We start from the raw sequence: 11,290 nt of genomic DNA on the forward strand, positions 1-11,290 counted from the left end.
CCGTCGTCGCCCTCGCCGCAACCGTCATCTTCTGGCTATGACACAAGAACGAGTCCTGACCCTAAGGCTGGCTGAAGATGAAATTTGATTTCGCCATCGTGATACAATTCATGCCCGAGATTCTGGCGGGCTTTCTACAGACACTTTTGCTTTGCTTTGCGGGCTGCCTAATTGGCATTCCCATCGCGGTTTTGCTGTGTCTGGGAAGGCTGGATGACGGCCCCTACAGCCGCCTGTGCAACTTGATCACCGACACGTTCCGATCGATGCCGGAAATGATCATCCTCTTCTGGGTCTATTACTGCGTGCCGCTGATCTTCGATCTACGCCTTTCGCCTGTCGGGGCGGGGCTGATCGGGCTGACCTGCTATGCCGCATCGAACCTCAGCGAGATCTTCCGCTCTGGCATACGAGCCGTACCGAAAGGGCAAGTCGAGGCGGCCTTTACCCTTGGCCTGCCCGAGCGCGACATCTGGCTCAAGGTGGTTGTGCCGCAGGCATTGCGGGCGATGACCGGGCCTTTCGTGACCTTCGGCACCTCATTGCTGAAAGTCTCGGGCCTGCTGTCATCCATCGGGGTTGCAGAAATGACCTACCGCGCCACGGTAATCTCGGGCCAAAACTACAAATATCTCGAACTCTTCACTGCAGTTGGCGCGATGTATTTCATTGTGATCTTCCCGCTCAGCATGCTTGCGCAACGCTTCGAACTGAAATCTTCAAAATGGTGACCTCAATGCTTTCGGCCTCGGCTATCACCACCGCCCGCCCCGCTTCCGCTTTACCCCAGATCAACTGCCGCGATGTGTGCAAATCCTACGGCGCTTTTGAAGTGTTGAATAAGGTCAGCTTCTCCCTCGCCGCCGGTGCCGTGGCCTGTATCGTCGGCCCTTCGGGCAGTGGCAAATCGACCTTTCTGCGCACGCTGAATGGGCTTGAAACCATCTCCAGCGGCGAGATCCAGATTGCAGGCGGCCACCTGCCGCCGCGCTCGCGTAGCGAGATCAATAATCTGCGACGCAAGGTCGGCATGGTGTTCCAAAACTTCCAGCTTTTCCCACATATGAGCGTGCGTTCGAACCTAACCTTGTCGCCGGTGCGCTCCTTGGGTCTGAGCCGGGATGAGGCCAATGCCCGGGCTGAGCAATTGCTCGACAGGGTCGGTATGCTCTCCCATATAGAGAAATTACCCTCGCAGCTTTCGGGCGGCCAGCAGCAGCGCGTCGCCATTGCCCGCGCCCTTGCCATGCAGCCCGAGGTTTTGCTGTTTGACGAACCGACCTCGGCGCTTGATCCCGAAATGGTCAATGAAGTTCTGGCGGTGATGAAAGAGCTTGCTGGCACTGGCATCACCATGGTCGTCGTCACTCATGAGATGGGCTTTGCTCGCTCGGTCGCCGATCAAGTCAGTTTCATGGTACAGGGTCAGTTGATCGAGACCCGCACGCCCGCGGATTTCTTTGACCACCCCGAAGATCCACGGCTTGGGAAATTCCTGTCGATGGTTCTTTAACAAAAGTTGTCAGAGGAATGGATGCTTTCGGTGCTTGATCTGACCCGCGGAAACTGGACCGTTTGAGGCTCGAATTTTTCGCTACGCTTTCTTGGCTGGAAGAGGAGCGAAATCGAATGAAGGCCCTCGAACGCGAGAACCGGGAACTGCGGCAAGTCGAGCCGTGGGAACGCCACCGGTTCGAGAGACCATGGCGAGGGTGATCCTGCGCAAGGCGTCAGCGTAATTTTGCGATGGTGCGAAAGGCAGAGCGGCACTGCTTCGAGCACTGCCTGTAGCGGCTCGACCGCCGGTCGAAGTGATGGTGGGTTTTATTGATGCCCATCGGGGCAGCCACGGAGTCGGGCCGATCTGCAGCCTTCTGCCGATTACCCCATCCACCTCTTACGCCCATCTGGCAAGGCGATCCGATCCGATGCGCCTGTCCGCTCGCGTGCGGAGGGACGAAGTGTTGCGCCATGAGATCCGACGCGTCTTCGAAGAGAACTATCAGGTCTATGGAGTGCGCAAAGGCGAGCCATTGAAGACGAAATTTGTTCAAGCCCAATGGCGAGCCGGCAACTGCGCTGTGAGAGCTTCGAGGTCGCCCGCTGCACCGTTGGCCGGATGATGAAGATCATGGGCATTTAGGGCGTTATCTGGGGCAAGCCGCATCGGACGACGATGCAGAACAAGAACCAGCCTTGCCCAGTGGATAAGGTGAACCGCCAGTTCCGGGTTCCTGCCCCGAATATGCTGTGGGTCAGCGAATTCGCTGCGCGGACCTTCGGTTCACTTATGTCGCGACCTGGAGAGGCTTCGCTTACGTCGCTTTTGTCATCGATGCCTATGCCTGCAAGATCATCGGCTGGCGCGTCAGCACCACGGCTCATGCAGGGTTCGTTCTCGATGCTCTGGAGCAAGCCGCCCATGACAGACGTCCGGCAAAAGGTAGGGGGCTGATCCACCACAGCGCCCGAGGATTGCAATATCTGTCCATTCGCGACAGGGACCCGCTGGCAGAGGCGCGTATCGAACCCTCCGTGGGCAGCGTCGGCGACAGTTACGACAACGCCTTGGCTGAGAAGATCAATGGCCTGTTCAAGGCTGAGGTCACCCACCGCCGTGGCCCATGGCGCAGCTTGGAAGCCGTGGAATACGCGACGCTCGAATGGGGGGACTGGTTCAACAACCGCCGTCTTCTCGAGCCCATAGGGAACATCCCGCCCGCAGAAGCCGAGGCCAACTTCTATGCACCTGTGGAAACTGAAGCCATGGCCGCGTAACTAACGTCAATCGGCCTCCGGCAAACCCGGCGCGGTTCACAGCCGACCGGGCCGGTTCTGGCCGTGGGCGATCTGTTTAACATCTGATCCTGCGCAAAACTTGCCGCAAAAGGTAAAAATCAGGCCCGCGCAAAAAAATCGGCCGGGCCTGAAACTTCTCGCAACCCGCCTCCGTGTCTTCCTCTGTCCCCGCTCAACGGGCCGACATATTTAGGAGGAAGTCAGATGAAGACCCTTACCAAAGCGCTTGTCGCAGGCTGTTTGGCTCTGGCCACGGCTGGTGCCGCGCTGGCTCAGGACAATCCAAAGGTCGGTGGCGCCGCCATGTTCGCCGATAAGACCATCGTTGAAAATGCGATGAACTCGGCCGATCACACCACGCTGGTCGCAGCCGTGCAGGCCGCCGGTCTGGCCGAGACTTTGCAGGGCGAAGGGCCGTTCACCGTCTTTGCCCCCACCAACGCGGCTTTTGCGGCACTGCCCGCAGGCACCGTCGAGACGCTCCTGAAGCCGGAAAACAAAGACACGCTGGTCAAGATCCTGACCTGCCACGTGGTCGGTGCCAAAGCCATGGCCGCCGATGTTCAGAAGATGATCGCGGATGATGGCGGCAAGCATGTGATCGAGACACTGGGCGGCTGCAAGATCACCGCCGAGGTTAAGGGCGACATGGTCACCCTGACCGATGAAACCGGCGGCATGGCAACTGTCACCATCGCCGATGTGGTGCAGTCCAATGGCGTCATCCATGTGATCGATAAGGTTTTGCTGCCGGCCGGTTAACCCTCTGGCTCAGCCGGGCCCTATCGCGCGCGGCCTCTGCCAACCGCAACGATTTGGCCCGTTACCGCCGGAATATCCGGCCCCCAACCGAAGAAGGAACATTTCCATGAATGCGATCAAATCGGTCACTGCCGGCCTCTTGCTCTCGGCCCTTGGCTTGCCTGCCATGGCGGCCACCGTTGTCGGTCTTTCGGGCGAGAATGAGTTGCATTGGCTTGACACCGAAAGCTGGACCCGCACCGGCGGTGTGACCGTGACAGGCGTTGAAGGGCGTCTCCTGGGCATCGATGTGCGTCCCGCAGATGGTCTGCTGTACGGCGTCTTTGCCGATGGCACTTTGGCCAGCATCGACCCGCAAACCGGCGCGGCAACGAAGGTCAGCACGCTTGCCACCAAACTGGCCGAAGGGGTTTCCGCCACGGTCGATTTCAACCCGGTTGCCGACAAGCTGCGCGTGATGGGCAGTGACGGCACCAGCCTGCGGGTGACCGTTGAGACCGGAGAAGTGGTGACCGATGGCAGCCACGCTTATGCCGATGGGACCGCGCCGAACATCATCGCCGGGGCCTATACCAATTCCTACAAGGGCACTGAAAAGACTCAGCTTTTCAATATTGATGGCGCAGCCGGCTGGCTGGTTCTCCAAGATCCGCCAAATGACGGCAAGCTGAACCCGATCGGCGAAATCGGCGTCAAACCCGCCGAGGCCGGCTTCGACATCGCCTCTGATGGCAAAGGCGGCAATGAGGCATGGCTTGTCGTTGACGGCGGCTTCCATTCCGTCAACCTCGAGACCGGAGCCACGACCGAAGTTGGTAAGATCGATGGCGCCAACGTCCGCGACATCGCCATCTTGCCCGCGATGTAAGCCAGCAGTGCGAGTGTCCAGCTCTTAACACGTAAGGCGGCCCCCAGCCTAAAGCTGGCGGGCCGCTTTCTTATGCGCGGATGTTACCCATGCCACCAGCAGATCTGCCGAACGTCAGCTTTTGGCAAAGCTGCGTCGCAGCATTTTTAGAGCATGAACCACAGCTTTGGGCCGAGCGAGGCGACCCAGCCGCGGACGATCCGGGCATACTGCTTCGGGACCGGTGCAGGCTGTCGTGGACCCGGCTTGGCCTCAAGAATTCGCGCCCGTTCACTTCCGGGTTCTCGATCCAGCGGTCCAAGGATTGGATCCGGCAACTGTTGCTGCCTAGTTGGGATAGGACGACGAACTGCCAAGAGAAACGCGCACCGCCAGTGGACTGACCTCCGCGATACCTGCTGCCTTGGCAGTTACGAAGCCAGCCTCAGACGCTGCGGATCAGCCCGCCATCCACGCGAATGCTCTGACCTGTGATGTAGCCTGCACCCTCTGACAGCAGGAAGGAAACGGTGTCCGCGACTTCCTCGGCGCGGCCATAGCGGCCCATCGGCACGCTGTCGCGGCGCGCGTCGGTCGCGGGCAGGCTGTCGATCCAGCCCGGCAGGATATTGTTGATGCGGATGCCTTGGCCCGCATATTCGTCCGCGACGATCTTGGTGAACGTGCCAAGGCTGGCCCGGAACCCCGCCGAGGTCGGGAACATCGACGAGGGTTGGGTGACCCAAGCCGTCGAGATGTTGACGATGGCGCCGCCGCCCTGCGCCTGCATGATCGGGACCACCAGCCGGATCGGCCGCACGGCTGAGAGGAAATAGACCTCCATCCCCTTGTGCCAGTCCTCGTCAGTGATCTCCAGTATCGGCGCGCGAGGACCGTGTCCGGCCGAGTTCACCAAGGCATCGATGCGCCCCCAACGTTCCATCGCCAGATCGACCAGCCGCTGCACGTCATCCGCCACGAGGTTCGAACCGGTGACGCCGACGCCGCCCAGTTCCTGCGCCAGTGCCTCGCCCTTCCCCGAAGAGGACAGGATGGCGACGCGATAGCCGTCTTGGGCCAACTTGCGGGCAGCGGCGGCCCCCATGCCGGACCCTCCGGCGGTTATGATAGCGACTTTTTCTTCCGACATGTCTGCCTCCGACTCGTGATTTTCAGACAGTATGCCTGAGAATGGGATGGGTTTCGCGCCAGAAGGAAACCTGTCAGAATGTAGAAAACCTACAGGCTGTCCATGTCCCTTTCCCGTCGCGGCCTGCCGCCGCTGAATGCTCTTCGTGCCTTCGAGGTCGCGGGTCGCAGGCTGAGCTTCCGTGCTGCCGCCGATGAGTTGGGCGTGACGCAGGGGGCCGTGGCCCAGCAGGTGCGTGCACTGGAAGCCCATCTCGGCTTTGCCCTGTTCCAGCGACTGCCGCGCGGTCTGGCATTGACCCCGCTGGGGGCGTCCTATCTGGCCGACGTGACACGAGCACTGGACACTTTGGGGGAGGCGACAGCGCGCCTTCTTGCCCGCCCGAACGCGGTCACAATCAGCGTCACGCCCACCTTCGCCGCCAAGCTCTTGATCCCTCGCCTGGCCGATTTCAACGTCGCGTTGCCCGGCGTAGAGTTGCGTATCGTGGCAACCGAGTCTCTGTCCGACTTCGACCGCGACCAAGTCGACATCGCCGTGCGCCTGACCCGTCCCCCCTTTCCCTCGACACAAGAAGCGCATCTTTTGTTCCGACAGAACCTGGTGGCGGTTGCCAGCCCGCATCTGGTCGGTCGGATGACGCTTCCGCTTACACCCGATGAACTGCTGGATCTGCCGCTACTCCATGATTCTCACGGCCATTGGTCTGCTTTGCTGCCCATGTCTGGCCCGTTGCCAGGTCCGGTCTTCAACCAAACGACGCTGGCACTTGATGCGGCTTTGGCAGGCCATGGCGTGGCAATTGCCGCCCGCGCCTTCGTGCAAGCCGATCTTGATGCGGGACGGCTGGCGCAGGTGTCAGGAAAGACCTTGATGACCAGCTCCGACTACTACCTCATACGGAAGCGGGCCCAGTTTGCCGCGGCGGCTGTCGAGTCGGTGTGGGGATGGTGCAAAACGCAGCTCGTATCTTGATAGGACGAGCGGCGGCTTTGTCCCGCAGAGCTGACCGTGGCGGCGCGATCCGGTCGTGTCAACTCCGAGCGGCAGCTTTCGGAAATGCAGCATAGCAGTGCCTGAAAGCGCCGACCGGCCGCTCAGGTCCATTCGTGACGGCGGGATCAAAAAGCATTGGAAAGCGGCCCGACTACCTCATGGGATAGCAGCCCGAGTAACATAACTGCCGTTCACAGCGAGCAAGCACTGACCATCGCTCGCACCCGAACTGAAGATGGCAACATGAACTCTCGTTCCAGCACCAAAAAAGGGGGTACCAACAGATGGTCCGTAAGCCCCTCCTTCACCGTCAGGACGGGGTCTGCAGTTGAAGTGCTGCTTCCGCCAAGATGCGCGCCTCGTCAATAAATCGTGGACACTTCGGCAGCGGCTGGCCTCGTGCCTCAATCAGATACCCTCCCTTCTGCGCCCCGTGGGTTTCAAGTCGAATGACCAGAGCCACAACCTGCCCATTCTCACGGTAAAAGCGTGGCTCGCCCTGACGGCCGCTGGTCCATCCGTCATCGGGGCCCGGAAATCGACGCTGCAATTCTAAGTCAACCGCTTGCAGCACCTGGGCCGCGGCAACATCAGACGGCGATTTGAGCAGAAGTCGCCGTGCTCTCTCCCGCAGGAGCGCCAGTTTCTCGGATTTCATATCTTGAACTTTCATGCCCTGAACTCCTGAGTTTGGCGAAACCAATCAAGTATATCCGCTCCCGATACGTTCCACCAATCGACCAGTCGCGCGACGGCGTTAAGCCCGGCGCGCACGGCATCCTCCTGACCAACGAAGGCACTCTGTGTCTCCAACCTTGGCGTGTCGATCGTTAGGCCAAGCGAGCGTCCTGCCGGGCGTAAGTAGCCGCCGATCGCACGCAAGCTTGCAGGGGGCGGCGCCTGGAGGGCGTGAAGCGCCCAATCCGCGATCATAAGCTTTGCCGAAGCCATCGAGGCATTGCTGTCCCATGCCTGAACCGAAATTCTCGGAAGAGGCAGTCCGGGATGGTTACGCAACATGCGCTTTGCCTCGAAGTAGAAGGTTCGCGACCCGGATGGGCGGGTCTCCCCTCCATTGGGATTTCTCTTCAGCACCAGCGCTGGATATTCGCGCGCAATAAGATTGGCATAGCCGGTGAAAAAGTCGCCGCTCAGAGCGTTGGGCACTGCCTCATATGGCGTCGCGGCCTGCACAATTGCGGCCCGTAGAAGTTCGGCCTCTACGCTGCGCTCGTCGCCGATCACCTGTTCATATGCGACATTGTGCTGGAACTCGGAAGCATTGCGCGAAGCTTGAAGATAACTCAGCGGCGCGATCAGCACGGACCTTACCTTGTGCCCTTGCGCCTCCAGAGCAGAAATCGTCCGGGCATACCGCAAAGGTTGCGTCTGTCCGTCGCGGGTCACACTCCAGCCTGCGTCGATTTTGTTTTCGACCAGAAGCTGCCAGCCGCTGGAAAGGCGCATAACCAGATCTATGCTGCCTGTGTCGACCGCATGGCGCCTTTGGCGGCTGATCTCGACCACCGAAGCATCCGCAAATTCCGGACCAAGGACTGCTAGAAATCGTTTCTGCGCGACCGGGCTGGCCTGCAGCAAATCCGTGATCGCACGATCCGCCTGCGCTTCGCTGATGCGGGGGAATTGAGGATCAGTCATTGGCGTCTCCTTTCATCTTTGCAATCCAGCGCGCCTCTGCAATGGTCTCAGCTTCGCGTGCCTTGTCGCGCATCAGATTGCGATGCGAATTGAACAAGGGCATCAGACGCTGGATTTCCACGGTCAGGGCCTGCTCTAGGGCACCGGAAAGTAATTCCCGTTGGATGATTGCGGCATTGCTAAAAGCGAGAAAGCGGGACTGGGGCCGGTCCTCCCAATAGCTGTCAGGCGCGCGGTCTATCGCCTGAAGATCGGGATCCATACCGTCGAACAACTGTCGCAAGAGGCCAGGGCTGACTTCCTGCCACGTGAAGTAGGAGTACTCGCACTCGACATAGGGGTTCTCAGGCACGACCTCCCAGTCCAATTCGACATGTTCGACCAGATGAACCTGACCATTGATGGTTGCCGCAGTGATCCTGTCAGAGCCATCAGTGAACGGGTTGTCAAAGGTCACCCTCTCACCCTGTCCGTCGATCCCAACAAACACGGTCCGGAACTCCAGCAAACTGTCGATCCGGTCAAAGCGCGCGGCCGGAGCCAAGGCAAGGCGGATGTCCAGCCAATGCTGATATGTCACGCTGATTGGTTGACATCCTTTGAGTTGCAGAAGCCCATTTTGACCAGCGCCAAGCTGTTTCATAGCCAGCCGGACCGAGGGAACGGGCGGGATCTCATCCGAGCAGATACTGCTGGCCGCCAGACCTTCCCCGTGCGAATTGAGCCACAAACGCTGACCAGCGACCCTGAATTCATCTTTGCGGACATCATAGATGCCGTTGGTCTTCTGGACCTCGCGCCAAAACGTATCAAGCTTCATATCCGCGATGATACTGCGCCCCATCAGCGAAAACTGCTGCGCCAGGGCGATCCAGGCCTGTTCGTCCCAGTCGTCGGAAAACTCTGCGCCGGTGCCGTAACTGCAGCCCTCAAAGATCCTGCACAGAAATTCGGCCGCATCTCTCTGGAGGATCTCGGCGATCGCCTTTGCGATGTCGAAGTACCGCCCCGGCTTCTTCGCCAGCCTGTCACGCCTGTCGTTATCTGAGCCGGGTGGCAAAGTGTAAGTGTAAAGCTGCTTGGTCGAATCCGTACCATTGCCGCCCAGCGAAGCCCGTTGCGCCACCACCTTCTTGCTCAGCCCAGACACATCTCTCAGTTCTTCGAGCAATTCATGCGTGTTGGCCGCGGCACGCTGCTGATCAGCGGCCGAAAAAGGAGCTTTCCGCATGCGTGCCGACCACAACCGCTCGGCACGCTCCGCCTGACCGCCCTTCTGGGGGCGAATGCGATTTTTATCATGGCTTTCCAAGGAAATGACCTCTCCCATATCGCTCACCCCCGCCCGAGGTAGCGCCGCATCTTGGCGCTTTTGCGGCTTTTGAAGGCCGTCACGACCTGATTGTGTCGGTCACTCCAAACGACTGTCACGTCGCACAGGCGCTCCAGAATTTGTCGATCAGATGCGGCGAAACCTGCTGCTGCCACCTCACGACGACTGACCCTCAGTGCGCGGCAATCATCTCCGACCACATGGTCGACATCGTGCAGGGCCATCACCAGTGCGATGGCATTCTGCTGGATCCCGCGCTGCTGACCCCGCTGACGTCCATGGTTTGACATATGTATCGACATTATCGCTCTCCAACCTGATCTGCACTTAGGTTGGGCCAAATTGGCGCCACGCTCATTCCAAAAACCTGAATTTAGAGCTGAATTATTTCAGAATATGTTGGAGAATATTTCAGAAATTTTACTAGCATCATTTAAGAAGATTCTACTCTCGCAGTCCCGCTGACCCACCGCCGCACTGATGTGCTTAGGGTCAGGACCCATTGATCGTGCAATGATTTCATTATTCATGCTTCCTTCAGGAGGCCTGCTTTATGCAGTGAACTGCCTTGGCTCAGTGAAGAGCAAAGGGCTGTTTGCGCCATTCTTCCCGAAGTCTTACGACCGCCTTCGCGTGGATGAACGCCGTGTTCTGGGCGGCAATATCTTCATCAATCGTCATGGCTTGCGCTGGCGGGATACCCGGGCCGAATACGCCCCCGCGAAGAGAGATTGGAAGCGTTCGGGAGATATGGGTGCGTTTGCGCGCATGATGCAGGGTCTGGCTGAGGCCCGTTCCGATCCATCGGCCTTGATGATTGACCCGACTTTCCTGAAGGCTCACCGAACCTTTCAAGTCTCCGGTTGACATAGGGGGGGGGTGCAGGCCACTGATCAGCCGTACGATAGGCGGCCTCAACACGAAGCTGCACGCTTCTGTCCGATCGAACTGGCAAGCCAGTGGGCTTCTTGCTGAGCGCGGTACAGATCAGCGATTATACCGGCGCGGCAGCTCTGCTCGGCGCGCTTCCCGAAGCGGATTTCCGCCTCGCAGATCGAGGCTATGATGCCGATTGGATTCGATTTACCCTGAAAAACAAAGGGATCATGCCCTGCATCCCAGGGAGGAAGTCCCTCGATCGCCGCCGCAGCCGTATCGAGTAGATGTTTGGCCGACTGAAAGATTGCAAGCGCGTCGCTACTCGCCCCGACGGTCATGTTCTGGTTATGAGACCTGACGCTAAGTATCGTAGCAGCCAGATATTGGCGCAAGAGCGATCACTTGAAGTTTCTCAGGAAGCTGCAGCGCGAGGCGGTTAATGACTTGGCCATTGCTGCAGACCATAGCGTCCAAGCGCAAAATTGAAGGTGAGTACATTGGCGCGCGCAGACACCAAACTCGCAATTAATTTAACCTTTTCAAAGGGTAATGGCTGACCTGCCCCCCGGTCGTCCCTCGTTCATAACGAGAGTCCTTGGGGTTGATAGTGGTCGGTTTCAGGTCGGGCAAGCGCGCCGAGCGCGGAGCCATCAGATTGCCCAAGCGCTCGGCGCGCTTCCACTGTGGGCTTGTTGCCCAGCGAGGAATGCGGCCTGACGTGGTTGTAGTCGTAGCGCCACAGGGCCAGCTTGCGGCGGGCTGTCGAATATCTCCTCGTTGAGGCATTCGTCCCGCAGGCTGACGTTGAAGCTCTCGATGTAGCCATTCTGCTACGGTTTGCCCGGATCGATGTAATACCATTCGA

Annotated in this window: 10 protein-coding genes, 3 pseudogenes and 1 other annotated feature; of the genes and pseudogenes, 7 read left to right on the top strand and 6 right to left on the bottom strand. The window is 59.2% G+C overall.

All coding sequences use genetic code 11. The features are described from left to right. Window positions 1-77 precede the first annotated feature (77 nt). The 5 genes and pseudogenes from Q9295_RS17610 (at window position 78) to Q9295_RS17630 (ending at window position 4,429) form a co-directional block, all read left to right on the top strand. On the top strand, window positions 78-731 hold the full coding sequence (locus Q9295_RS17610; protein ID WP_306681902.1) for an amino acid ABC transporter permease: 654 nt from the start codon (window positions 78-80) through the stop codon (window positions 729-731). Further along, the gene (locus Q9295_RS17615) at window positions 725-1,513 is read left to right on the top strand and encodes an amino acid ABC transporter ATP-binding protein (RefSeq protein ID WP_306681903.1); all 789 of its coding nucleotides are present in this window, start codon (window positions 725-727) and stop codon (window positions 1,511-1,513) included. Before Q9295_RS17610 ends, Q9295_RS17615 begins: the two co-directional genes overlap by 7 nt. A 104-nt stretch (window positions 1,514-1,617) precedes the next feature. Further along, window positions 1,618-2,778: pseudogene (locus Q9295_RS17620) on the top strand (IS3 family transposase); the annotation flags it as partial. Next, window positions 1,783-1,889: a sequence feature (AL1L pseudoknot), on the top strand. (Overlaps the previous pseudogene by 107 nt.) A gap of 225 nt (window positions 2,779-3,003) precedes the next feature. Then, window positions 3,004-3,561 carry a fasciclin domain-containing protein gene (locus tag Q9295_RS17625; protein ID WP_306681904.1) on the top strand — a complete coding sequence of 186 codons (558 nt, stop codon included), beginning with the start codon at window positions 3,004-3,006 and terminating at the stop codon, window positions 3,559-3,561. 106 nt (window positions 3,562-3,667) lie between these two features. After that, window positions 3,668-4,429 carry a DUF4394 domain-containing protein gene (locus Q9295_RS17630; protein WP_306681905.1) on the top strand — a complete coding sequence of 254 codons (762 nt, stop codon included), beginning with the start codon at window positions 3,668-3,670 and terminating at the stop codon, window positions 4,427-4,429. Window positions 4,430-4,853: 424 nt separating this feature from the next. Here Q9295_RS17630 and Q9295_RS17635 read toward each other — a convergent pair whose 3' ends face one another. Beyond that, window positions 4,854-5,558, bottom strand: a complete 705-nt coding sequence (locus tag Q9295_RS17635; protein ID WP_306681906.1) for an SDR family oxidoreductase — start codon at window positions 5,556-5,558, stop codon at window positions 4,854-4,856. Window positions 5,559-5,660: 102 nt separating this feature from the next. On the opposite strand from Q9295_RS17635, the gene Q9295_RS17640 reads away from it, so the two are divergent. Continuing rightward, window positions 5,661-6,533 (top strand): LysR substrate-binding domain-containing protein, encoded by an 873-nt coding sequence (locus Q9295_RS17640; RefSeq protein ID WP_306681907.1) that lies wholly within the window; start codon window positions 5,661-5,663, stop codon window positions 6,531-6,533. Window positions 6,534-6,864: 331 nt separating this feature from the next. Here Q9295_RS17640 and Q9295_RS17645 read toward each other — a convergent pair whose 3' ends face one another. The 4 genes from Q9295_RS17645 to Q9295_RS17660 are packed head-to-tail and all read right to left on the bottom strand — an operon-like array spanning window position 6,865 to window position 9,848. Beyond that, window positions 6,865-7,227 carry a hypothetical protein gene (locus Q9295_RS17645; protein ID WP_306681908.1) on the bottom strand — a complete coding sequence of 121 codons (363 nt, stop codon included), beginning with the start codon at window positions 7,225-7,227 and terminating at the stop codon, window positions 6,865-6,867. After that, a complete protein-coding gene (locus Q9295_RS17650) occupies window positions 7,224-8,213 on the bottom strand; it encodes a hypothetical protein (protein WP_306681909.1) in 990 nt (329 codons plus the stop codon). Before Q9295_RS17650 ends, Q9295_RS17645 begins: the two co-directional genes overlap by 4 nt. Next, complete coding sequence (locus Q9295_RS17655; RefSeq protein ID WP_306681910.1) at window positions 8,206-9,543, bottom strand: hypothetical protein; 1,338 nt, start codon at window positions 9,541-9,543, stop codon at window positions 8,206-8,208. Before Q9295_RS17655 ends, Q9295_RS17650 begins: the two co-directional genes overlap by 8 nt. Before the next feature lie 5 nt (window positions 9,544-9,548). After that, entirely contained in the window at window positions 9,549-9,848 is a 300-nt protein-coding gene (locus Q9295_RS17660) for a hypothetical protein (protein WP_306681911.1), read from the bottom strand. 222 nt (window positions 9,849-10,070) lie between these two features. On the opposite strand from Q9295_RS17660, the pseudogene Q9295_RS17665 reads away from it, so the two are divergent. Then, window positions 10,071-10,706 (top strand): annotated as a pseudogene (locus Q9295_RS17665) (IS5 family transposase); the annotation flags it as partial. Window positions 10,707-11,005: 299 nt separating this feature from the next. Here the strand turns inward: Q9295_RS17665 and Q9295_RS17670 are convergent. Further along, window positions 11,006-11,290 (bottom strand): annotated as a pseudogene (locus Q9295_RS17670) (integrase core domain-containing protein); the annotation flags it as partial.

This window comes from Pseudogemmobacter lacusdianii (assembly GCF_030848395.1).
GTDB lineage: Bacteria > Pseudomonadota > Alphaproteobacteria > Rhodobacterales > Rhodobacteraceae > Pseudogemmobacter > Pseudogemmobacter lacusdianii.

Excerpts from the sequence above, each read along its gene's own strand:
- Q9295_RS17630 (WP_306681905.1), top strand. The coding sequence starts at position 3,668 with ATGAATGCGATCAAATCGGTCACTGCCGGCCTCTTGCTCTCGGCCCTT.
- Q9295_RS17635 (WP_306681906.1), bottom strand. The coding sequence starts at position 5,558 with ATGTCGGAAGAAAAAGTCGCTATCATAACCGCCGGAGGGTCCGGCATG.
- Q9295_RS17650 (WP_306681909.1), bottom strand. The coding sequence starts at position 8,213 with ATGACTGATCCTCAATTCCCCCGCATCAGCGAAGCGCAGGCGGATCGT.
- Q9295_RS17660 (WP_306681911.1), bottom strand. The coding sequence starts at position 9,848 with ATGTCGATACATATGTCAAACCATGGACGTCAGCGGGGTCAGCAGCGC.
- Q9295_RS17655 (WP_306681910.1), bottom strand. The coding sequence starts at position 9,543 with ATGGGAGAGGTCATTTCCTTGGAAAGCCATGATAAAAATCGCATTCGC.
- Q9295_RS17640 (WP_306681907.1), top strand. The coding sequence starts at position 5,661 with ATGTCCCTTTCCCGTCGCGGCCTGCCGCCGCTGAATGCTCTTCGTGCC.
- Q9295_RS17615 (WP_306681903.1), top strand. The coding sequence starts at position 725 with ATGGTGACCTCAATGCTTTCGGCCTCGGCTATCACCACCGCCCGCCCC.
- Q9295_RS17610 (WP_306681902.1), top strand. The coding sequence starts at position 78 with ATGAAATTTGATTTCGCCATCGTGATACAATTCATGCCCGAGATTCTG.
- Q9295_RS17645 (WP_306681908.1), bottom strand. The coding sequence starts at position 7,227 with ATGAAAGTTCAAGATATGAAATCCGAGAAACTGGCGCTCCTGCGGGAG.
- Q9295_RS17625 (WP_306681904.1), top strand. The coding sequence starts at position 3,004 with ATGAAGACCCTTACCAAAGCGCTTGTCGCAGGCTGTTTGGCTCTGGCC.